The organism is Paracoccus sp. S1E-3 (assembly GCF_013868135.1).
GTDB lineage: Bacteria > Pseudomonadota > Alphaproteobacteria > Rhodobacterales > Rhodobacteraceae > Paracoccus.
On record NZ_JACEMU010000004.1, the window covers coordinates 1,788,554 to 1,810,087 of the forward strand.

The window sequence follows — 21,534 nt, forward strand, 5'->3', positions numbered from 1 at the left end:
TCATGGATCTGTTCTTCGAAATTCTGGTGTCTGCCCTGCTGGTGATCGGCGGGTTCTTCGGGCTGGTCGGTTCCTACGGGCTGGTGAAACTGCCCGATCCGATGACCCGGCTGCACGGGCCGACCAAATCGGCAACGCTGGGCGTGGGAGGGGTTCTGCTGGCCTCGATGATCTATTTCGCCTGGTTCGGCGCCGCGCCGAGCCTGCACGAATTGCTCATCACCCTGTTCATCCTGCTGACCGCGCCGGTCACCGGGCTGATGATCGCGAAGGCCAACATCCACCTGCAATGGACGCGGGACGAACTGCCGCCAACCGGCACCGGCACCAATTGGGCCACGTTGTCCGACCGGCCGAGCCTGATGGATGATGGCGCCGACCTACGGCTGGTCGACGAGGGCGACTAGCGCCGTCATCGCCGATCTTGGTCCGTGCCGAGCCGCATCCGCCGGCCCTCGGACCGTCGGTCACCGCCCGCCCGCGCGCAAGGGCCGTCGCCGCCATTCTCGCCAATCCCCTGCAGTGGTCGCGCCCGAACGGGACCGACCTGCGCCGAGCCGCGATGAAAAAAAGGCGCCCCTCTGGGCGCCTTCATCATCTCGGGATCGGCTGCGGCTCAGATCAGGCCTGCGTGCTGCATCGCCTCGTCCACGGCGTTCTTGGTCGATTGGGTCAGCCCGACCAGCGGCAGGCGCACACGCTCATTCGCGATGCCCAGCTTCGACAGCGCGTACTTTGCCGCGACCAGACCCGGCTCGATGAAGATCGCGATGTGCAGCGGCATCAGCTTGTCCTGCAATTCCAGCGCCTTGCCCCATTCGCCATTCAGCGTGGCCTGCTGAAATTCGGCACAAAGCTTCGGCGCCACATTGGCCGTCACGCTGATGCAGCCGGTGCCGCCATGGGCGTTGAATCCCAGTGCGGTGTCGTCATTGCCCGACAGCTGGACGAAATCAGCCCCGCAGGTGATGCGCTGCTGGCTGACGCGTTCCAGCTTGCCGGTGGCGTCCTTGACGCCGACGATGCGCGGCAGCTTCGCCAGCTCGCCCATGGTGTCCGGCATCATGTCCACGACCGAGCGGCCGGGAATGTTATAGATGACGATCGGCACATTGGTCGCATCATGGATGGCGGTGAAATGCGCGATCATCCCGGCCTGGGTCGGCTTGTTGTAATAGGGCGTCACGATCAGCAGGCCGTTCGCGCCCGCGCTTTCGGCGTGCTGGGCCAGACCGATCGCCTCGCGGGTCGAGTTCGACCCCGCACCCGCGATCACCGGCACGCGCCCATCGGCGATGCGCACGACCTCGCGCACGACGGTGCGGTCTTCCTCATGGCTCAGCGTCGGGGATTCGCCTGTGGTGCCGCAGGGCACCAGCCCGTGGCTGCCCTGATCGATCTGCCATTCGACGAATTTCTTCAGCGTGTCCAGATCCAGCTCGCCGTCCGGGGTGAACGGCGTGATCAGCGCGGGCATCGACCCTTTGAACATGACACGCTCCTGTCGTGATGGGGTTGTGAAACTCGGCGGACACTAGACGCGGGCGGCGGATTTGCCAAGGATGTGAATTGCAGCCGGCAGACCGCCGCCGCAAATTGGGTCGATGATGTACAACCTGCGTGAAATCCTTCTGGCGGGGCTTCTGGCCTCGGTCGTGGCATGGCCGGTTCGGGCGGAATCGCTGCCCGACATGGCGACGGCGCTGACCGCGGCCGCGTCGAAGAACTGGCCCGCAGCCGAAGCCGCGGCGGCGAAATCCGGGCCGCTGGCGCAGGCGCTTGTCGATTGGCAGGCGCTGCGCGCCGGCCGGGGCGATTTCGCCGCCTATCTGGCCTTCGCCCGCGCCCATCCCGACTGGCCGGGGATGGAGCTTCTGTACAAGCGCGGCGAAGGCACGCTGACCGCCGCCACCCCGGCCGCCGATGTGATCGAATGGTTCGCCGGCCACGATCCCCAGACCGGCGCCGGCGCCAGACTGCTGATCGCGGCGCTGAAGACGGCCAAGCCGGAGGCGGCCGAGCAGAAAGCACAGGCGATCTGGACCAGCCTGCCGATGACCGGACCCGAGGAGATCGCCTTTCTCACCACCGCGGGCGATCTGGTCGATGCCATGTCCGATGCCCGCGTCTTCGCTCTGCTGGATCGATCGGAATGGCAGGCCGCCCAGCAGGGCCTGACCCGTATGAGCGCCGCCGCCCGCCCACTGGCCGAGGCCCGCATCGCCACCCAGTCCCGCCGCAGCGGCGCCGATGCATTGATCCTCGCCCTGCCCGAGGCGCAGCGCGGGGACGCCGGCCTCGCCATGGACCGCTTCCGCTGGCGGGTGCAGGCCAAGATGCCCGATCTGGCCCGCGAATTGATGCTGGAACGGTCGACCTCGGCCGAGGCGCTGCGGATGCCCGAGGCCTGGGCCGATCTGCGCGCCGATTACGCCCGCGCCGCGCTGCGGGACGGCGACTGGAAAACGGCCGAGACCCTCGCCGCCGCCCATTTCCTCGAACCCGGCTCAGAGGCCTTCGCCGATCTGGAGTTTCTGGCCGGTTACGCCGCGCTGCGCGGCGGCGCGCCCGACCGGGCGCTGACGCATTTCAAGCACCTCGCCGACAATACCAAAGGAATCGTCAGTCAGGCCCGCGCGCATTACTGGCAGGGCCGCGCCCTGGAAGCTGCGGCCCAGCCCGAAGCGGCGAAGGCCGCTTTCGCCGCCGGGGCGAAGCTGCAATCGACCTATTACGGCCAACTGGCGGCGGAACGCATCGGCGCCGCGCCCGATCCGGCGCTGTCCATTCCCGGCCGCTCGGAATCCGCGCTGCCGCAATGGCGCCGCGATCCCCTGCGCGAGAACGCGGTCTTTCAGGCCGGTGTCTTCGCCTTCGCCGCCGGGCAGCCCGATCTGGGGCAGCGCTTCTTCCTGCATCTGTCGGAAACCGCCACGCCCGAGGACATCGCCCGGATGGCGCGGCTGACGCTGGAGATGCGCTATCCCTGGCACGCGCTGCGGCTGGCCAAGCGGGCGGCGGCGCGGGGCGCGGTCTATCCCGCAGCCTATTTCCCGCTGACCGGGCTGGAGGGCGAGGCGCTGGAAGTCCCGGCGGAGTTGGTGATGTCGATCGCCCGGCAGGAATCGGAATTCAACCATCAGGCCACTTCGCATGTGGGGGCGCTGGGGCTGATGCAGGTGATGCCCGCGACCGCTCAGCAGATGGCCCAGCAGGTGGGGATGGATTACAGCCGGGCGCGGATGACGGATGACGCGCTTTACAACGCGCGTCTGGGGGCGGCCTATCTGCAGGGCCTGCGCAATCGCTTCGGACCGTCCTCGGCGCTGGTAGCGGCGGGATACAATGCCGGTCCCGGCCGGTCGCGCCAATGGACCGAGGCTTTCGGCGACATCCGCACGGAAACCGACCCAGTGGACTGGGTCGAGATGATCCCCTTCGACGAGACCCGCAACTATGTCATGCGCGTGACCGAGGCGCTGCCGATCTATCGCGCCCGCATCGCCGGTCAGCCGGTCGCGGTGACGCCCTCGAAAGACCTGACCGGCGGCGGCATCGTCCCACCGCCGCCCAAGGCGCGGCAGACCCTGGCCGAGGTGCTGACGCAATCCCGCCGCCCCCCGCGCGAGGGCGATCCGCTGTCGCCAAGGGCTGCCGCCTTCCGCGAACCCGAAATCGTGCCCGCACCCACGCCCGCACGGCCCACACCGCGTCCCGGCGCCAATGCCGGTGTGATTTCGGCCGGCGGTTGAAGATGGCAACGCCCAAGGCGCGCCCTGATGGGGACCTGCCGCGGCGATGATGCGAAGGCCGGGGCGCGCGGCCCGCGGCCCGCCGGTCGGGCTGTAAACCCCACGAGCGGAGACATGGCAAATGGTCCGAACCGACGATCCGCCGGGCCTCTGCACTGCCGGTGGCGGGCGCGCAAGCGAAGGTCGCCACTGGCCGAGAAGGCGCACCCGCCCAACAATATCGGCGCCCCGGCACTGCGCCCGATGGGTCGCGGGTTAAAGCCGGACCCCCCGGCTCATATGGCGCTTGCCGGCATAGCCGGGTGCGCGGGTGACGGCGAAGCCGGCCGCGCCAAGCGCCCGGCGCACGTGACCCGCCGCCGAATAGGTCGCGAAAGTGCCGCCGGGGGTGGTATGCGCGCAGACCTCGCCCATCAATGCCTCGCCCCACAGCTCCGGGTTCTTTGCGGGGGAAAACCCGTCCAGAAACCACGCATCCGCCGCCCCGTTCCATTGCGGCAACAGGTCGCGGGCATCGCCGATCATAAGCTCGACCTCTACCTGGCCCAAACGGAAGCGCCGGGCGGAATAGCCTGCACGCAATGCGGCCGCCAGCGCGGCAAGCTCGGGGAAGGCGGCATGGGCCTGCTCCAACTGGGGCAGGTCCATCGGATAGGCCTCGAAACTGGTGAAGCGGATGGGCTGGTCGGTGATCTCGGCCAGCGCCAGCAGGTTCAGCCCGGTGCCAAAGCCCAGCTCGGCCACGTGAAAACCCGGATGCAGCCGTGCGGGCAGGTCATTTCCGGCCAGAAAGACGTGCCGGGTTTCGGCAAGTCCGCCATTGAGGCTGAAATACGGGTCATCGAATCGCTGCGAGACGGGGATGCCACCCTCGCGCCAATTCAAATCGGGTCTCTGGTCCTGAACGCTCATCAAGGTTAACTCCTTACGCGGCAGAACTGGCGAAAGGGCGCGGGAATGGCAAGCATCACCGTGATCGGGGCCGGAATAGCGGGGCTTTCCGCCGGTTGGGAAATCGCCCGGCGCGGCCATCATGTCCGCGTGATCGAGGCGGACCGCATCGGCGCGGGATCATCGGGCGGCACCGTGGGGGCGCTGGCGCCACACGCGCCCGACAGCTGGAATATCAAGAAACATACCCAGTTTCAGAGCCTTCTGGATGCGGAACGGTTCTGGGCCGAGGTGGCCGAGGCCAGCGGCATCGACCCCGGCTATGCCCGGACCGGGCGGGTGCAGGCGGTGGCCCTGACCGATCTGCCCAGGCTCGGCGCCCGGATCGAGGGCGCCGCCCGTTATTGGCGGGATGCCGCGCAGATGTGGCTGACCCAGGATCGCCCCGCTGGTCCTTTGGTGCCGGAAAGTCCCGATGGCTGGTGGCTGATGGACGATCTGACTGCGCGCCTGTCACCGCGCATGGCGGGCGCGGCGCTGGCGGCGGCGATTGCCGCCAAGGGGGGGGAGGTCGTGCTGGGCCGCACCGCCGGGCCGGACGACATCATCGGCCCAGCCATCTGGGCCACCGGCGCGCCGGGGTTGGCGATGCTGGGCGCGGATCTGGGCCGCAAGGTCGGCCAGGGCGTGAAGGGCCAGAGCGCCGCCTTGCGCTTCGACGCCGCGGATGCGCCGCAGGTCTATGCCGAAGGGCTGCATATCGTGCCCCATGCCGACGGGACGGTCGGGATCGGCTCGACCTCGGAAAACAGCTTTGACCATGACGGCGTGGACGCGCAGTTGAACGCAGTAATCGCCCGCGCGCGCGCCCTATGCCCGGCGCTGAAGGACGCGCCGGTCGTGGACCGCTGGGCGGGCATCCGGCCGCGCGCCCGATCGCGGGCGCCATTGCTGGGCGCGTGGCCGGGACGGCCGGGGCATTTCGTCCTGAATGGCGGCTTCAAGATCGGCTTCGGCATGGCGCCCGTGCTGGCCCGAATCACCGCCGATCTGGTTCTGGACGGGCAGGACCACATCCCCGAGGGTTTCCGCCTTCAGGGCAGCGGCGACAGACCGATCAGCGGCGCGTGAAGGTGCAGAAGCGCCGCCCAGACCAGCCCCGCGATCAGAAGCCGCGCAAAGCTTGGCATGCCCTGTGGCCGCCAGCGACCGGAAATCAGCGCCATCCCCGGCCATAGCGAGGTATGCACCGCCAGCCGTTCGAAATCCGGCAGGGCCCGGCGGGCGCGGGCCTCGGCCCCCCAGATCCCCGACAGCGCGAAGACCAGCAGCGGCCCGAACAACGCCACATGCGCCAGATCGCCATTGGCCAGCAGATGCGCGCCCGCCCAGATGGCAAAAGCCCACATCAGCGGGTGACGGGTCAGTCCGATGATGCCGGGCCGTTCCGGGTCATAACCCGCCATCTTGCCCCCGAAGGAGAAAGGATTGGCGACGCCCACCGCGAAAACCACCAGCAGAATCGCCAGCGCCATCGCCAGATTGACCAGCCAGCGTTGCCATTCCGTCTGCGGCCAGATCTCGATGAAGGGCGCGCGTCCCGCCGCCATCAGCAGCCAATACAGCAGGCCCAGCGACAGCAGGCTGAAGGCGGCGATATAGCCCGGCTTGCCCAGCACGGCGATCAGCGGCGATTTCAGCGCCGGCCGCATCGGGATCACATGTGCCGCGAGAAAGGCAGCGAAGGCCAAAATGAATTCCGTCCAGCCCGACATCGACACCTCGGCTTGAGATCGCGCCCCGCGCGTGATTGGCTGGGGCCGAGATAACCCCAACCCGACCCGGATACCAGTTATGCGCCCTGTCCTGATTGTCGCACATGGCCAGCCCTCGGCGCCCGCGCCCCAGCAAGCGGCGGTCGAGGGCCTCGCGGCGGCCGTCGCGGCCCTGTCGGGACGGCAGATTCTGGGGGCGACGCTGGCGATGCCCGAAGCGCTTGAGCGGGCGGTGGCTGCCGCGCCCGACGCGATGGTCTATCCGATGTTCATGGCGGCGGGCTGGTTTACCGGCACAGAATTGCCACGCCGGCTGGCGGCGGCGGGCGCGCGGGACATGGATATCCTGCCGCCCTTCGGACTGGACCCCACCCTGGCCGAGCTGTGCATGCTCAAGATCAGTCAGGCCGCCATTGCCTGCGGCTGGGATCCGCATCAGGTGACGCTGCTGCTGATCGCGCATGGTTCCCAGCGTGCGCGTGGCTCGGCCGAGGGTGCCGAGGAGATGGCCGAATTGCTGCGGATGCGCCTCGGGCGGGTGGTGACCGGCTTTATCGAAGAAGCGCCATTTCTGGTCGACGCAGCCCGCGATCTGGGGCCACACGCGCTGGCGCTGCCCTTTTTCGCCACCGAGGCCGAACATGTCACCGACGACATCCCCACGGGCCTTGCGCTGGCGGGCTTTGCCGGGCCCTGCCTGCCGCCCATCGGCCTCGCGCCCGAGGCGCCGGGGCTGATCGCCGCCGCGCTGCGCCGGGCCGACGCAGCGATTGCGTCAGGCGGCGCAGACGCTTAGGTAACGCGCATCGACGAAAGCAGGAGATTTTTCCGATGACGCAGCGACTGCACCTCGTGTTCGGGGGCGAATTGGTGGACCTTGACGGAACCGAGTTCCGGGACCCCTCGGCCATTGATGTCGTGGGGATCTTCCCCGACTTCGCCTCGGCCCAGGCGGCGTGGAAGGGCGCGGCACAGCGCACCGTTGACAGCGCGCAGACCCGCTATTTCATCGCCCATCTGCACCGGCTGATGGATGGCGACGGCGACCCCCGGCAGGGCGCCTGATCGTGATTTCCGGGCGGGGGCTGCGGGGGCTGATGCGGCGCTGGCTGGACCAGCCCGACCAGCCCCTGCCCCTGCCCGATCTGGCGCTGCCGACCGGCGAAGGCCCGCTGGTGTGGCTTCGCATCGGCGCAGGCTATGACCAGGTCGGCCCCGAGGACGGCAATGTGCCGCCCGCGCTGATTCAGCTGCTGATGCAGATGCGCAGGCGCGGGTTGCAGATCGCCGTCAGCCGCGCCGTCGGCGGGATGCCCGATCTGTCCAAGCGGGGGGTGTCCTCGGTCCCCGATGCGGTGCTGTCGGATGCGCAGGCCGCCGCGCAGCTGGCCGCCATGCAGCCCGACGCGGTGCTGTTGGTCGGTCCCGACCTGCCCGGCCCGCTGATCGACGCCGCGAGCGCCCGCGACATCCCGGTGATCCTGGCCGAGACCAGGCTGTCGCCCCCCCGGCGCGGCTGGGTGGTGCCGGGGCTTGGGCGGCGCTCGTGGCTGTCGCAGCTGACCCTGCTGCTGCTGCCCGATCCGGCCAGCCGCGACGCCGCACTGGAAATGGGCGCGCCCCCCGAACGGATCGAGGTCACCGGCCCGATCACCCTGACCCGCGAACCCCTGAAGCATCTGGAGGCCGAGCGTGCGGCCTTGGCCGAGGCCTTCAAGGGCCGCCAGGTCTGGCTGGCCGTGAACGTCACCGAGGCCGAGGAAGACGCCCTGATCGAGGCCCAGCTGACCGTTCTGCGCTACAGCCATCGCGCCATGCTGATCGTGCTGCCCGATGACCCGCGCCGGGCCGAGGCGATGGCCGCCCGCATGAGCGATGCCGGCCTCGTCGTCGCCCAACGCAATCTGGATGAGGACCCGACCGAGGAGGTCAGCGTCTACCTCGCCGATGATCTGTTCGAGCTGGGGCTGTGGTATCGGCTTGCGCCCTCGACCTTCATGGGCTCAACCCTTTACGGCCCGACGGACACCGCCCGCGACCCGTTCGAGGCCGCCTCGCTCGGCTCCGCCGCCATTCACGGACCGCTCGACGGGCCTTATACGGCGGAATGGGCGCAGCTTGACGGCGCCGCCGCCGCCCGCCGGGTCGAGGACGCCGCCGGGCTGTCCCAAGCCGTAGTGGCCTTGCTGGCCGCCGATCAGGCCGCCCAGATCGCGGCGAATGCCTGGTCGGTTTCGACCGGGGGCGAGGGCGTGGCCAACCGCATCGCCCATGCCGTCCGCGACACGATCCTGGGAGATTCCGCATGAGCCGCCGCGCCCCCGCCTTCTGGTTCCAGACTTCGCCCTCGCTGACCGCAAACCTGTTGCGGCCGCTGGGATCGCTTTACGCCGCCGCCACCGCCCGGCGGCTAGCCAAGGGCGAACGCGCCCGCGTCGGGGTGCCGGTGATCTGTGTCGGCAACCTCAATGCCGGGGGCACCGGCAAGACGCCCACAGTGATCGCGCTGGCGCAGCGGCTGATCGCGCAGGGCGTGGCGGTGCAGATCGTCAGCCGGGGTTACGGCGGCACCACCACCGCACCCACCCGCGTCGATGATCGCCATCACCGCGCCGAACAGGTGGGTGACGAGCCGCTGCTGATGTCCGCCTTCGCCCCGGTCTGGGTGTCCGACAGTCGGCTGGCCGGGGCCCAGGCCGCCGTCGCTGACGGCGCCCAGGTGATCCTGCTGGATGACGGCTTTCAGGACCCCGCTCTGGCGCATGACCTGTCGCTGATCGTCGTCGACGCCGCCAAGGGCTTCGGCAACGGGCTGTGTCTGCCCGCCGGTCCCTTGCGCGAACCGGTGGCGCAGGGGCTGAACCGCGCCGATGCGGTGATCTCGATCGGAACCGCGCCCATGCAGGCCCGCTTTTCCGATGCCTGGGGCCATGCGCTGAATCTGCCGCATCTGAAGGGCTATCTGGCGCCTCTGCAGACCGGCATTGACTGGCAGGGCCACCGGGTGCTGGCCTTTGCCGGCATCGGCCACCCCGAGAAGTTTTTCGCCACCCTGCGCGATCTGGGCGCCGATCTGGTCCGGGGCGAGGCGCTTGACGATCATCAGCCCTTCACGCCCGCCCTGCTGCAACGACTTACGACCGAAGCGAAGCTGACAGGCGCCCAGCTGGTCACCACCGAAAAGGACGCCGTCCGCCTGCCCCCGGAATTTCGCCGCAACGTGCTGGCGCTGCCGGTCCGGCTGGAGCTGGACGATTGGGCGCGGCTGGATGGGTTGCTGCAGCCTGTCCTCGGCCTCGCACGCAGGCCCGCCACCACGCCCTGAGACCGGCCGCCCCGATCCCGCCATGCCTCATGGTCCAATGCGGTCCTCCGGTCGGCATCCCAAGGGCGGGTTGCTTCGGCCGGCAGGCGAAGCCGCGCAAACCCGGACGTTGAAAGATCGACGGGACCGCCCCGCGGCAGAGAGAACCGTGCAGGTCCACCGCTTTTCCCGGCCCGCACGCGACGGCCGCGGGCCGAACCTGCGACCACCCTGCCCGGCAGGCCCGCGCGGCCTGTTCGCCATGTCGGCCGGGAACGGCGGCGGCTCAGCCGCTGACCGGATCGTCCTGACCCAGGAGCGGCGAGGGGCGGCCCGTCGCCAGTTCCGCCTCCGAGAAGGTCACGGGCAGACGCACGCCGGGCACACCGCCGGGCATGATCTTCAGCCCACGTGCGATCACTTGGGGATCCGCGAAAACATCTGCCATGTCGTTGATCGGCCCGGCGGGGATGCCCTGCGCTTCCAGCGCCGCCAGCAGATCGTCGCGCGGCCATGCCCGCGTGACCGCCTGCAGCGCAGTCGTCAGCGCCGCGCGGTTCTGGATCCGGTCGGCATTGGTGGCGTAATCAGGCGCGGTCGCCAGCGCGGGCAGGCCCAGCACCTCGCAGAGGCGGCGATATTGGCCATCATTGCCGGTGGCGATGATGATCCAGCCATCGGCGCAATCAAAGACGGCGTAAGGGACCAGATTCGGATGCGCGTTGCCCATCCGGGCGGGCGCGGTGCCGGTGGCCAGATAGTTCATCGCCTGATTGGCCATGATCGCCACCGCCACATCCATCAGCGCCATATCGATATGTTGCCCCCGCCCGGTGCGGTGGCGCATCTCAACCGCGGCGAGGATCGCCGTCGCCGCATAGATGCCGGTGAAAATGTCGGTGACGGCCACGCCGACCTTCTGCGGCTGGCCCGAGGGCTCGCCGGTGACGCTCATCAGTCCGGACATGCCCTGAATGATGTAATCGTAACCGGCGCGGTGGGCATAGGGGCCGGTCTGGCCGAAGCCGGTGACGCTGCAATAGATCAGGCGCGGGTTCAGCGCCGACAGGCTGGCGTAGTCCAGCCCGTATTTCGCCAGCCCGCCGACCTTGAAATTCTCGATGACGATGTCCGCGTCGGCGATCAGATCGCGGACGCGTTGCTGGCCTTCCGGCGTGCGGAAATCGGCGGTGACGGATTTCTTGCCGCGATTGGCGGCGTGGAAATAGGCGGCGCTGCGATCGCCCTCGCGGTCGATGAAAGGCGGCCCCCAGCGGCGTGTATCGTCGCCTTCGGGGGCCTCGACCTTGACGACATCGGCCCCCAGATCAGCAAGGATCTGGCCGGCCCAAGGGCCGGCCAGAATACGCGCAAGCTCGACGACCTTCAGACCGGCGAGCGGGGTCATCAATTGGCCGGGGCAGGCGCTTCACCGGCCGGGGCAGCCTCGGCCGCGGGGGCTTCGGCCGCAGGCGCTGCTGCGGCGGGGGCGGCTTTTTCCGCTTCGGCCAGCTTCTCGTCGATCTTGGCTTTCAGACCTTCCCAGGCCTGGTTCTCGACCTGCTCGCCGCCGATCATGAAGGTCGGAGTGGCCTTGATCTTGTCGGCCTCGGCGTTGACCTGGAAGGTGTGCACCAGATCGGCGACCTTGGCCTGATCGGCCCAGCAGGCGTCCATCTGTTCGGCGGTCATCCCCGCCTTGGCGCCGATCTTGCGCAGATTGGCCACCAGTTCTTCGCCGTTCTGGGCGCTCAGCCATTCGGACTGTTCATCCATCAGCATGTCGCTGACCGGATAGTATTTGGTGCTGTCGCAGCGGGCGAGAATGCCGGCCCACAGACCCACCTGATCGAAATAGACCTCGCGCGTGGCGAAGCGGACCTTGCCGGTATCGATATATTCGGCCTTCAACTTGGGGAAGTTGTCCTTGTGGAAGGCCGCGCAATGGGGGCAGGTGAAGCTGGCATATTCATAGATGGTCAGCGGCGCGCTTTCCTCGCCCAGGAACAGGTCCTCGACGATTTTGGGTTCCGCCGCCGGGGCAGCTGCCTGTGCGTCGGTGGCCGCGGGCGCTGCGGCCTCGGGGGTCGCGGCGGGGGCCGCGGGCGCGGCTTCCGGTGCGGGGGTGGTCTGGGCGACGGCAGGCAGTGCCAGCGTGGCCGAGATCAGCGACACGGACAGGAAGTTGCGGATTTGGAAGCTCATTCACGGACCTTTCGGTTGGGTCTGCCCTGTCGGGACAGTTTGAGCGCCGCCAGCCGCGCGACGGCGGCCTGCAACGCGGGATCAGCAATATCGGACGCCAGCGCCTGCGCGGCGCGGCGGGTTTCGGCATCGGGCATCGGCCGCGCCCTTGGGGCGTGATCGAAGCTCGCCTGCCCCTCGGCAAAGCCGGTGGGCGCGGTCTGAGTCAGCGTGATGCGCGAAATGGCGTTATAACCATAGCAGGCATTCACCCGCTCGCGGATGGCGGGCAGCTGCATCTCCAGCAGCGGCGCGTAGGGCCCGGTGGTCAGCAGCGTCAGCGTGGCGCCCATGCCGCCCCGGCCATGGCCGATCTTGACGGGGCGGGCGCGGGCGGCGACATCCGCCCCCACGACTTCGGCCCAATGGGTCAGCAGCCGGGCCACGGCAAAGCCCCGCCCTTCGGCAGCATGGCGGATCTGGGTGGCCAGCAGGCTGGAGGCCTGCCGGAAACCACGCGATCTGCGAGGGGGCTGTAACATGCGGGGCTCCGCGGGTTAAGACGGGCGCAGTTTAGCAAGCCGCCGCGGGGATGCCAGTGAGACCGTCCAAAAAAGCCGTGAACGATGCGTGAAGTCGCCGGCGCCCTGCTGGCCTGGTATGACCGCCACGCCCGCGTGCTGCCATGGCGGGTGCCGCCGGGCGGGTCGGGTGCCGACCCTTACCGCGTCTGGCTGTCCGAGATCATGCTGCAACAGACCACCGTGGCGGCGGTCAGGGCCTATTTCGAGCGCTTCACCACGCTTTGGCCGACGGTAGAGGCCTTGGCGGCGGCGGACGATACGCAGGTGATGGCCGAATGGGCGGGGCTGGGATATTACGCCCGCGCCCGCAACCTGCTGGCCTGCGCGCGGACGGTGGCGGCAGCGGGCGGCTTCCCGGATACACGGGCCGGCCTGCAGGCGCTGCCGGGGGTGGGACCCTATACCTCGGCCGCGATCGCGGCGATCGCTTATGGGCTGCCGGAAACCGTGGTCGACGGCAACGTTGAACGCGTGGTCGCCCGCCTGTTCGCGGTGGAAACGCCGCTGCCTGCCGCAAAACCGGAACTGGTGGCATTGGCGGGCAGGCTGACGCCCGCTGAGCGTGCCGGCGATTTTGCGCAGGCCATGATGGATCTGGGGGCGACGATCTGCACCCCGCGCAAGCCCGCCTGCGCGCTCTGCCCGCTGGATGATCTGTGCGCCGCCCGCGCCAGGGGGATCGCGGCGGATCTGCCGCGCAAGGCGGCGAAGTCGCCGAAGCCGCAGCGCACCGGCATCGCCTGGGTGGCGATTAACGACCACGCCATTCTGCTGGAGCGGCGCGCGCCAAAGGGCCTGCTGGGCGGCACGCTCGCCTTCCCCTCAACCGGGTGGGATGGCAGCGACCATGACGTCCCCCTGCAAGCCGACTGGCAACAACTGCAGCCGGTGCAGCACGTCTTCACGCATTTTGCGCTGAACCTTCAGGTGCGGGTGGCCCATGCCTGCGGCAATCCGACGCGCGGTTTCTGGATGCCGCGCGCTGGTTTCAGCCCCAGCGATCTGCCGGGGCTGATGCGGAAGGTATGGGACCGGGCGTGCTAGGCTATTCCTGCCAGCCGCGTTCGATCCGCGCATATTCGGCGGTTTTGCGACCCGGATCGCCGTCACGGCTGTGCGGGCGGCGGTGCAGCGCCTGAATGGCCGGGTGCACACCGGATTCGCGGTCATGGGCCAGATAGGCCCGGACCCGGCCAGAGCCGGTGCTGTGTTCGTGATCGGTCAGGGTCTTGGTCATCTGACATCCTCCTGCTGATGGCGCACTATAGCCCCGAATCAACAAAACGCCAAATCACGCGGCGGCCATTCCCGCGCCGGTGGTCAGAATGGCGTGCAGCGCAGCCGGGTCGGAATTGGCGCGCAGCTTGGCGCGCAGATCGGTGTCGCGCAAGGTCCGCGACACAAGTGCCAGTGCCTTCAGGTGGTCGACGCCGCTGTCCTTGGGCGCGAACAGCGCGAAGATCAGGTCGACCGGCTGACGGTCGACGGCATCGAAATCCAGCGGCTTGTCCAGCTTGACGAAAATCCCCGCCACCCCGTCCAGCCCGTGAAGCCGCGCATGCGGCAGCGCCACGCCATTGCCCACGCCGGTCGGCCCCAGGCTTTCGCGTTCCTGCAGCGCGTCCAGCGTGCGGGCGGCATCCAGCCCGTAGACCTGATGGGCCAGATCCGCGATGTCCTGAAACAGCCGCTTTTTCGAGCTCACCTGAGGATAGGTGCGCACGGCGCCAGGCTTCACAATGGTGCTGAGTTGCATGTCTGTCCGTCTTTCTGCCGCCTCGGACCGGCAATCGACCCGAGGCGCCATGTCGCCAAGCGACTAGCTGATATTGCGGGGGTCGATCCAGCCGATATTACCGTCCTCGCGACGATGCACGACATTCACGCCCCCATGTTTTTCGTTGCGGAACACCAGCAGGGGCGCGCCGGCCAGTTCCATCTGCATCACCGCATCGCCCACCGACAGGGTCGGCACGCGCGATTCCATTTCAGCGACGATCACGGGTTGCAGACCGGCGTCGTCCTGCGATTCCCATTCCTCCTCGTCGGCGGGCAGCACATACAATCCGGCGGCGCCGTAGACAACCGGCTCCGAGCGATCCTTGTGGTGATCCTTCAACCGGCGCTTGTAACGGCGCAACTGCTTGTCCATACGCTCGCGCGCGGCTTCAAAGGCTGCGTAGATCTCGGGCGCCTCGCCCTTGGCCTGGACGGTCAGGCCGGTGGAGAGATGGACAAGTGAGTCACAGACCAGCATATGCGCCTTTTTCGAAAAGGTGACGACGGCGTCGGTGGGTCGCTGAGAATATTTCCCGACGGTTTCGCCCAGTTCGGTCTGGACATGCTGGGTCAGGGCTTCGCCGATGTCGATCTGTTTCCCACTGATCTGATAACGCATTCTTTTTCCCTTTCATCGTCCGGCCCCTCTGGAAGGTGACAGGGTCATACCGGACCCTTTCAGTCTGCGGCGGGGTTGCGAGTCTGTCAACGAGGCGAAACGATGAGGGGCGCTTATCGCTCAGATCAGCTCAGGCTGAAAGTATCGCCCAGATAGACCTCGCGGACGCGCGGATCGGCGATGATCTGTTCGGTCGTGCCCGACATCAGCACATGGCCGTCATGCAGAATATAGGCGCGGTCGACGATGCCCAAAGTCTCGCGGACGTTGTGATCGGTGATCAGCACACCGATGCCGCGCGATTTCAGATCCTGGACCAGACCGCGAATATCGCCCACCGCGATCGGATCGACGCCCGCGAAAGGTTCATCGAGCAGCAGGAAGGACGGGTTCGAGGCCAGACAGCGCGCAATCTCGACACGCCGCCGCTCACCGCCCGACAGCGCCATCGCCGAGGCGTTGCGGATATGCCCGATGGAGAAGTCGCCAAGCAGTTCCTCCAGCCGGTCGCGGCGGCGGTGGGGGTTCTGCTCGACCACCTCCAGCACGGCGGTGATGTTCTGTTCCACGGTCAGGCCGCGAAAGATCGACATCTCCTGCGGCAGATAGCCGATGCCCAGCCGCGCGCGCTGATACATCGGCAGCGCAGTCACGTCCTGTCCGTCGATATAGACATGCCCGGAATCGGGCGCGACCAGCCCCGCGATGCAATAAAAGCAGGTCGTCTTGCCCGAGCCGTTCGGCCCCAGCAGCGCCACCACCTCGCCCCGGTCCAGATCCATCGACACGTCGCGGATCACCGGCCGGCGGCGATAGGATTTGCGCAGGTTGCGCACCGCCAGCCCGTGGGCGGGGATATGTTCGGCCATTACTGCTTCCCCGCCGGCTGCAGGACCGAACGCACCCGGCCATCCATCTGCGCGGTGCCGTCCGACAGGTTGACCACCATACGCTCGCCCGACAACACGTTCTGGCCTTGGGTCAGCAGCACGTCGCCGATCAGGGTGATATTGCCCGAGGCGACATCATAGATGGCCTGCCTCGCTTCGGCGGCATCGGGGCCATTGACCAGAGTGACGTTGCCGGTGGCGTCCAGATTGTCGATCTTCTGGGTATCGCCCTGCACATATTCGACCACGACCTTGTCGGCGGACAGCTTCATCTGCCCCTGCCCGATCAGGACATTGCCGTTGAACTCGGCCTTGCCGGTGGTCTGATTGACGGTCAGACTTTCGGCGGCCAGCTCGACCGGGGCGCTGGTATCGGCCTTCATGCCGCCAAAGGCCACGGTCTGGGCCAGGGCAGGCAGCGCCATCAGCATCGGGATCGTCAGGGCAAGGCAAGCGGCGCGGCGCATCGTCATCATCCTTTCGGAGGGGATCAGGGTTGATATACCAGACGCACGTCGCCGGTTAAATTCAGAAGATGGTCGCCGTTGGGGCTTCGTGTCATCTCCATCCGCTCGGCGTCCAACCGTCCCAGAGGCGCGAATCCGGTCAGGCCGCCGGTGCCCAGCAACCGGTCCGCGCCGAGATCGGTCTCGACCTGCGGCACCGTCATCGCCCAGCCGTCCGAAGTCGTTACCCGCACCCCGCCGGACAGGCGGATCTGCTGCCCCTCCATCTGGGCGGTCGGCGCGCTCAGGTCGGCGGCCAGCCCGTCGGGCGCGCGCCAGGTCAGCCGCAGCGCCTGGGCCGCGCTGTCGGGCCCCTGCGTGGTGCTGGCACGGTCGGCGGTCAGGGTGACTTCAGCCCCCCCCTCGCTGACGCCGGCGAATTCGGGCCGGGTCATGCGCGGGTCGCGGATCATGTCGGCGGCGTCGACTTCGGCATAGGGCAACGCGTCGTCAGGATTAAGAGTACGGCCCAGCAGGAACAGCGTCGACAGGATCGCCAGCGCCGCCAGCGGCAGCAGCACCCGCAGCCATACGATCAGCCGCGAGCGCATCAGACCATCCCGGCGCGCAGGCAGTCGTGAATGTTCAGGATGCCCTGCGGCACCCCGTCATCCACCGCGAAAAGACAGGTGATCTTGCGCGACTGCATTTCCGCCAGCGCCGCCTCGGCCAGTTGATCGGCGCGGATGGTGCGGGGGTTGGCGGTCATCACATCCGCCGCACGGTGGTCCAGCAGCCCGTCCATATGCCGCCTGAGGTCGCCATCGGTGATGATCCCGACCAGCTGCCCGTCCGCGCCGGTCACCCCGGTCACGCCGTAACCCATCTGGCTCATGGTCAGCAGGGCTTCGGTCATCGGCGTGTCGGCGCCGACCAGCGGCATCTCGGCATGCATCAGGTCGCCCACGCGGGCCAGCCGTGCGCCCAGCTTGCCGCCGGGATGGAAGGTGCGGAAATGCTCGGGCGTAAAGCGCCGATGCTCCATCAGCGCCACCGCCAGCGCATCGCCAAGCGCCAGCGTCATCGTGGTCGAGGTGGTTGGAACGATGCCCTTGCCGCAGGCCTCGGGCGCGGCGGGCAGCAACAGCGCCACATCGCATTGCCGGATCAGGGTCGAGCCCTCGCGCCCGGCGATGCCGATCAGCGGAATGTTGAAGCGCCGGGTATGGGCGATGATATCTGCGATCTCGGGCGTCTCGCCGGAGTTCGAGATCACGATGGCCACATCGCCCTCGGCCACCATACCGAGATCACCGTGGCTGGCCTCGGCCGGGTGGACGAATTGGGCGGGCGTGCCGGTGCTGGCAAAGGTCGCTGCGATCTTGCGCCCGATATGGCCGGACTTGCCCATGCCGGACACGACCACGCGGCCGCGCGCGGCGAGGATGGTTTCCACCGCGCGGTCAAAGCTGTCGCCAAGGCTGGCCGACAGCGCGCCCAGGCCTTCGGCCTCAGTCGCGATGACGCGGCGGGCGGTATCGAGATAACTGCTCATGCCCGGCGATCTAGTGATGGAAGATGTCGTTTTCATCCCCCCAGCCCAGCAGGTCCAGTTGGGCACGGGTGGGCAGAAAGTCGAAACAGGCCTGCGCCAGCGCCGTCCGGTCCTCGCGCGCCAGCAGCTTTTCCAGCTCGGCCTTGAGGCGGTGCAGATACAGCACGTCCGAGGCGGCATATTCCAGCTGCGCCTCGCTCAACTGCTGGGCGCCCCAGTCCGAGGTCTGCTGCTGCTTCGAGATATCGACCCCCGCCAGCGCCTGCAGCAGGTATTTCAGCCCGTGCCGGTCGGTATAAGTGCGGATCATCTTCGAGGCGATCTTGGTGCACCAGACCGGCGCCGTGGTGACGCCAAAGGCGTTCTGAAGCGCCGCGATGTCGAAGCGGCCGAAATGGAACAGCTTCAGCACTGCCGGATCGGCCAGCATCCGGGTCAGGTTCGGCGCGGCGGTCTGGCCCGGCGCGATCTGAACCAGATGCGCATCGCCATCGCCCGAGGACATCTGCACCAGGCACAAACGATCACGGCGCGGGTCCAGCCCCATGGTTTCGGTGTCGATGGCCACCACCGGGCCAAGGTCCAGCCCGTCGGGCAGGTCGTTCTGATACAGGTGAATGGCCATGAGAATCCTCGTTTGGTGCCGTCTATACGGCGGATTTCGGCCAAGGTCAGCCCTTTCCGGATCAAGCTGCCGTCAGCGTGCAACCGGGAAGCGGATCGCCGAGGTCTCGGCCGGATCGGCCTCGACATTCAACGTCGCCTCGACGATGGGGGCGTTGAGGTTCTTGGTCTGCATGAAGATGCGTCCGATATATTCCCCCAGGATCCCCAGGAACATGGCGTTCAGCGTCATCGACATCAGCAGCAGGATGACCAGCGTGGCGAAGCCCGGCGGCCATTCCTGCCCGAACAGCAGCTTGCCGACCAGATAGCCCAGCAGCACCAGAAAAGTGATCAGCCCCGCGAACAGCGACACTGTCGAGGCCAGCCGCAGCGGCACCAGCGAATGGTTCACCATCCCATCCACCGCCAGCGACATCATCGCGCGCAGCGGAAATTTCGATACGCCCGCCGTGCGCGCGGCGCGGTCGTAATCGAAACCGACCTGGCTGAAGCCCATGGCGCTGATCATCCCGCGCATATAGGGTGAGCGGTCGCCGCTTTTGCGGATCTGGTCCAGGATCACCCGATCGGTCAGGCGGAACTCGCCCACGTTGCGGGGCAGGTCGTCGGGGCTGATGCGGTCGATGAACCAGTAGAATCCGCGCCGCAGCGCCGTCACCACCGGTCCGTCGGGCAGCTTCTTGCGGATGCCGTAGACGACCTGATTGCCCTGCCGCCACAGCGCCAGCATCTGCGGGATCAGTTCGGGCGGGTCCTGCAAGTCAGCGTCAAGCTGGATCGCGCAATCCCCGCGCGCCGATTTGTAGGCATACATGACCGAATTCTGATAGCCGACATTGCGCGAGAAGCGGAAGACGCGGACGCGCGGGTCCTCGGCGGCGATCTCGGACAGGATGGCGAAGGTGCGATCGGTCGAGTGGTTGTCGGTGAAGATGATTTCGGCCTCGTCGCCGGGCAGGCCGTCCATGACGGCAGCGATCCGTTCGTAACAGGCGCGAACGTTGTCTTCTTCGTTATAGGCCGGGACGAGGATGGAGATCAGGCTCATACGCTGGACCTTTTGCCGGGGTTTGTGGTTGCGGCGCGGGCGCGTTCCCAGGCGATCACCTGACGCAGCCCCTGCTGAAGCGTGACGCGCGGCCGCCAGCCAAGCGCGCGCAACTCCTTCGATGGCGAGGCGGAGACGCGGTTATTGGCGCCCGCCGGCGCCACGGGCTCGGGCGGGGCGGCATGGCCGGTCAGCCGGGCGATGCGCGCGGCCAGATCGCCAGTGCGGATCGGACGCCCGGTCGACACGTTGACGACCGGCGGCAATTCCGCCGCATGATCGGCGATCAGTTGCAGCGCAGCCACCACGTCATCGACATGGATCAGATCACGCCGGGCGGCGGGTTCACGCGGCTCCATCGGTTCGCCCGCCAGCGCCTGGCGGATCGCGCCGGGCACCAGAAAATCATTCGACTGGTCGCCGCCGTAAGTGAGGCTGAGGCGCGCTGTGACGGCCGGGATGGCACTGCGTGCGCGCCAGATCCCCATCAGATGGGTGCCGGTCAGGATCGACAGGCCATAGGTCGAAACCGGCCATTTCCGCGCGGCCGAACGTGCCACATCGGCATCGTGCATAAGCTCGGCCAGCGAGCCGGCGCGGACCACCGCCTGCGGCGGCTTTGCCATCTGCCCCAGTGCCGACAACATGGCGTGCAGCGGATCCAGATTCGTGTGTATCGCACCCATCACGTCATCGAGACCCGCATCGCCGGTTTCGAAGCGGGTCACCGCCCCCAGCAGGAAGACCCGCTGGGGCGACTGGCGCCGCAGCACGGTCGCCAGCGCCTGGTCGTCGGTCACATTCACCCGCGCCAGCGTCAGCCGGCTCAGCTCATTCTCGATTCGCCAGATATTGGTGCCGGGTCGGGTCAATACGGTGACTCTGTCGCCTCGCGACAGGCAGTGCCGCACGAAATGCGAGCCGATGAAGCCAGCGCCGCCGACGATCAACACGTTGACCATGAAAATACCCTTCAACGACACATGTTCCAAATCAGATCACAATACGCGGATATGGCAAGGGCAGAATGGGGCGGCCGCCAGCGACCCCATCCCCGGCCAGTTGGGTGCGGAACCCGTCAAAGAAGGTCCGGGCCAGCACCAGCAGAGAATCAGGCGGATTGTCGGCAATGACTGCAGGATCATGGATCGGCAGCCGTTTTCCCGGAGACAAAAAGCCCTGTTCCAACGGGTTGCGGTCGACCCGGTAGTCCTGCGTCCCCGTGCCGAGATCGAAGAAGTTCGGCAACGTGTTGCCCTTGGCCGGCGCGCCACGGCCCGCGATGCGCGCGGCTTCGGCTTTCAGACCAGCCAGCAGCCCGCGCAAGGCGTCGCCGACGGCATGGGCGCGGGCTGCCAAAGCCTTGAATGCGGCGCCGTCCTCCTCGGCCGGCGTCCGAATGATCTCGGGGCTGGGCGGCGCGGCCGAGGTGGGCTTGCGGATGAACACCCGAACGGAACCGCCATGCACCGGCAGCCGGATCACATCGACCACCGCCATGCCGGTCCGGTCGGCCAGCGAATGCGGCCTCATTTCCGACAGGTGTTCGTGATAGACATCATCGAACTGGCGGGTGGCCGGTATCTCGCGCCCCCGGCGGATATCGATCACGAACCAGCCGTCATCGGCCAGCGACCCGTTGATGCCGTCCATCCGCCCGACCAGATCGCCGATATGCTCAAGTGTGGTGGTGGTGGAGATCACCTGCGCAGGACCATGCAGCGCACGCACCTCGTCGGCGGTTTCGGGATCGAAACAGGCGACATGGACCTGCACACCGTTCTTGGCCGCCCGCTCGGTCAGGACGGCGGCCAGTCCCTCGAAATGGCCATGCATCGTTGCGGCGTCCGGGAGGATATGCAGGTCATGCCGCACGAACCCCTCGGGGATCTGGTCGGCCTCCTCGATCATCCCGTTATCCAGACAGGTCTGAGTGTTCAGCGCAAGGGCAGACTGGGGCTGATCCACGTCCTCGGGCCGCACGAACATATTGGCGGGCGGGTGGCGGCCCATCGGCAGGAACAGAAACATTCGGTCCGACCCGCAGGCCCGGCAATGAGTCATGGTGCTGGGTCGCATA

Annotated in this window: 25 protein-coding genes; 8 read left to right on the top strand and 17 right to left on the bottom strand. The window is 67.6% G+C overall.

Annotated features, from left to right (window positions below):
- Positions 1-2 precede the first annotated feature (2 nt).
- Positions 3-407, top strand: a complete 405-nt coding sequence (locus H1S04_RS08865; RefSeq protein WP_181745123.1) for a Na+/H+ antiporter subunit G — start codon at positions 3-5, stop codon at positions 405-407.
- Positions 408-616: 209 nt separating this feature from the next.
- Here H1S04_RS08865 and dapA read toward each other — a convergent pair whose 3' ends face one another.
- Positions 617-1,492, bottom strand: coding sequence for a 4-hydroxy-tetrahydrodipicolinate synthase (gene dapA / locus H1S04_RS08870; RefSeq protein ID WP_181745124.1), 876 nt, complete (start codon positions 1,490-1,492; stop codon positions 617-619).
- A 112-nt stretch (positions 1,493-1,604) separates the two neighbouring features.
- On the opposite strand from dapA, the gene H1S04_RS08875 reads away from it, so the two are divergent.
- Positions 1,605-3,752 carry a lytic transglycosylase domain-containing protein gene (locus tag H1S04_RS08875; RefSeq protein WP_255435489.1) on the top strand — a complete coding sequence of 716 codons (2,148 nt, stop codon included), beginning with the start codon at positions 1,605-1,607 and terminating at the stop codon, positions 3,750-3,752.
- Positions 3,753-4,007: 255 nt separating this feature from the next.
- Here the strand turns inward: H1S04_RS08875 and mnmD are convergent, their stop codons facing one another.
- Complete coding sequence (gene mnmD, locus H1S04_RS08880) at positions 4,008-4,664, bottom strand: tRNA (5-methylaminomethyl-2-thiouridine)(34)-methyltransferase MnmD (protein ID WP_181745125.1); 657 nt, start codon at positions 4,662-4,664, stop codon at positions 4,008-4,010.
- 45 nt (positions 4,665-4,709) lie between these two features.
- Here mnmD and H1S04_RS08885 point away from each other — a divergent pair, with 45 nt between their 5' ends.
- Positions 4,710-5,774, top strand: coding sequence for an FAD-binding oxidoreductase (locus tag H1S04_RS08885; RefSeq protein ID WP_181745126.1), 1,065 nt, complete (start codon positions 4,710-4,712; stop codon positions 5,772-5,774).
- Here the strand turns inward: H1S04_RS08885 and H1S04_RS08890 are convergent.
- Positions 5,738-6,418, bottom strand: a complete 681-nt coding sequence (locus H1S04_RS08890) for an NnrU family protein (protein ID WP_181745127.1) — start codon at positions 6,416-6,418, stop codon at positions 5,738-5,740. The two genes, H1S04_RS08885 and H1S04_RS08890, sit on opposite strands and share 37 nt — an antisense overlap.
- Before the next feature lie 79 nt (positions 6,419-6,497).
- On the opposite strand from H1S04_RS08890, the gene H1S04_RS08895 reads away from it, so the two are divergent.
- Genes H1S04_RS08895 through lpxK form a run of 4 tightly spaced genes read left to right on the top strand, consistent with a single transcriptional unit; the run spans position 6,498 to position 9,743 of the window.
- A complete protein-coding gene (locus H1S04_RS08895) occupies positions 6,498-7,214 on the top strand; it encodes a sirohydrochlorin chelatase (protein ID WP_181745128.1) in 717 nt (238 codons plus the stop codon).
- Between the two features lie 35 nt (positions 7,215-7,249).
- Positions 7,250-7,483 carry a DUF4170 domain-containing protein gene (locus H1S04_RS08900; RefSeq protein WP_181745129.1) on the top strand — a complete coding sequence of 78 codons (234 nt, stop codon included), beginning with the start codon at positions 7,250-7,252 and terminating at the stop codon, positions 7,481-7,483.
- A gap of 32 nt (positions 7,484-7,515) precedes the next feature.
- Positions 7,516-8,727: a 3-deoxy-D-manno-octulosonic acid transferase gene (locus H1S04_RS08905; RefSeq protein WP_181745130.1), complete on the top strand. Its 1,212-nt coding sequence runs from the start codon at positions 7,516-7,518 to the stop codon at positions 8,725-8,727.
- Complete coding sequence (gene lpxK, locus H1S04_RS08910) at positions 8,724-9,743, top strand: tetraacyldisaccharide 4'-kinase (RefSeq protein WP_181745131.1); 1,020 nt, start codon at positions 8,724-8,726, stop codon at positions 9,741-9,743. The genes H1S04_RS08905 and lpxK overlap by 4 nt, the downstream gene beginning before the upstream one ends.
- A gap of 265 nt (positions 9,744-10,008) precedes the next feature.
- Here the strand turns inward: lpxK and H1S04_RS08915 are convergent, their stop codons facing one another.
- From H1S04_RS08915 to H1S04_RS08925, 3 genes are read right to left on the bottom strand one after another with little or no spacing between them, the layout of a single operon-like run.
- Complete coding sequence (locus H1S04_RS08915) at positions 10,009-11,133, bottom strand: CaiB/BaiF CoA-transferase family protein (RefSeq protein ID WP_181745132.1); 1,125 nt, start codon at positions 11,131-11,133, stop codon at positions 10,009-10,011.
- On the bottom strand, positions 11,130-11,927 hold the full coding sequence (locus tag H1S04_RS08920) for a DsbA family protein (protein ID WP_181745133.1): 798 nt from the start codon (positions 11,925-11,927) through the stop codon (positions 11,130-11,132). Before H1S04_RS08920 ends, H1S04_RS08915 begins: the two co-directional genes overlap by 4 nt.
- Entirely contained in the window at positions 11,924-12,448 is a 525-nt protein-coding gene (locus H1S04_RS08925; RefSeq protein ID WP_181745134.1) for a DUF721 domain-containing protein, read from the bottom strand. Before H1S04_RS08925 ends, H1S04_RS08920 begins: the two co-directional genes overlap by 4 nt.
- Before the next feature lie 84 nt (positions 12,449-12,532).
- Here H1S04_RS08925 and H1S04_RS08930 point away from each other — a divergent pair, with 84 nt between their 5' ends.
- Entirely contained in the window at positions 12,533-13,534 is a 1,002-nt protein-coding gene (locus H1S04_RS08930; protein WP_181745135.1) for an A/G-specific adenine glycosylase, read from the top strand.
- A 1-nt stretch (position 13,535) separates the two neighbouring features.
- Here H1S04_RS08930 and H1S04_RS08935 read toward each other — a convergent pair whose 3' ends face one another.
- The 11 genes from H1S04_RS08935 to H1S04_RS08985 all read right to left on the bottom strand — a co-directional run bounded on the left by H1S04_RS08935 (position 13,536) and on the right by H1S04_RS08985 (position 21,533).
- A complete protein-coding gene (locus H1S04_RS08935; protein WP_181745136.1) occupies positions 13,536-13,727 on the bottom strand; it encodes a hypothetical protein in 192 nt (63 codons plus the stop codon).
- A gap of 54 nt (positions 13,728-13,781) precedes the next feature.
- Complete coding sequence (locus H1S04_RS08940) at positions 13,782-14,246, bottom strand: PTS sugar transporter subunit IIA (RefSeq protein ID WP_181745137.1); 465 nt, start codon at positions 14,244-14,246, stop codon at positions 13,782-13,784.
- Positions 14,247-14,309: 63 nt separating this feature from the next.
- Positions 14,310-14,888, bottom strand: a complete 579-nt coding sequence (gene hpf / locus H1S04_RS08945) for a ribosome hibernation-promoting factor, HPF/YfiA family (RefSeq protein WP_181745138.1) — start codon at positions 14,886-14,888, stop codon at positions 14,310-14,312.
- A gap of 125 nt (positions 14,889-15,013) precedes the next feature.
- The gene (gene lptB, locus H1S04_RS08950) at positions 15,014-15,757 is read right to left on the bottom strand and encodes an LPS export ABC transporter ATP-binding protein (protein ID WP_181745139.1); all 744 of its coding nucleotides are present in this window, start codon (positions 15,755-15,757) and stop codon (positions 15,014-15,016) included.
- Positions 15,757-16,245 (bottom strand): lipopolysaccharide transport periplasmic protein LptA, encoded by a 489-nt coding sequence (lptA, locus tag H1S04_RS08955; protein WP_181745140.1) that lies wholly within the window; start codon positions 16,243-16,245, stop codon positions 15,757-15,759. The genes lptB and lptA overlap by 1 nt, the downstream gene beginning before the upstream one ends.
- 23 nt (positions 16,246-16,268) lie before the next feature.
- Complete coding sequence (locus H1S04_RS08960) at positions 16,269-16,835, bottom strand: hypothetical protein (protein WP_181745141.1); 567 nt, start codon at positions 16,833-16,835, stop codon at positions 16,269-16,271.
- Positions 16,835-17,779 (bottom strand): SIS domain-containing protein, encoded by a 945-nt coding sequence (locus tag H1S04_RS08965; protein WP_181745142.1) that lies wholly within the window; start codon positions 17,777-17,779, stop codon positions 16,835-16,837. Before H1S04_RS08965 ends, H1S04_RS08960 begins: the two co-directional genes overlap by 1 nt.
- Positions 17,780-17,789: 10 nt before the next feature.
- Positions 17,790-18,404: a ribonuclease D gene (locus H1S04_RS08970; RefSeq protein ID WP_181745143.1), complete on the bottom strand. Its 615-nt coding sequence runs from the start codon at positions 18,402-18,404 to the stop codon at positions 17,790-17,792.
- 72 nt (positions 18,405-18,476) lie between these two features.
- Complete coding sequence (locus H1S04_RS08975; RefSeq protein ID WP_181745144.1) at positions 18,477-19,454, bottom strand: glycosyltransferase family 2 protein; 978 nt, start codon at positions 19,452-19,454, stop codon at positions 18,477-18,479.
- Entirely contained in the window at positions 19,451-20,416 is a 966-nt protein-coding gene (locus H1S04_RS08980; RefSeq protein WP_181745145.1) for an NAD(P)-dependent oxidoreductase, read from the bottom strand. Before H1S04_RS08980 ends, H1S04_RS08975 begins: the two co-directional genes overlap by 4 nt.
- Positions 20,417-20,447: 31 nt before the next feature.
- Positions 20,448-21,533: a class I SAM-dependent methyltransferase gene (locus H1S04_RS08985; RefSeq protein WP_181745146.1), complete on the bottom strand. Its 1,086-nt coding sequence runs from the start codon at positions 21,531-21,533 to the stop codon at positions 20,448-20,450.
- Position 21,534: the final 1 nt, after the last annotated feature.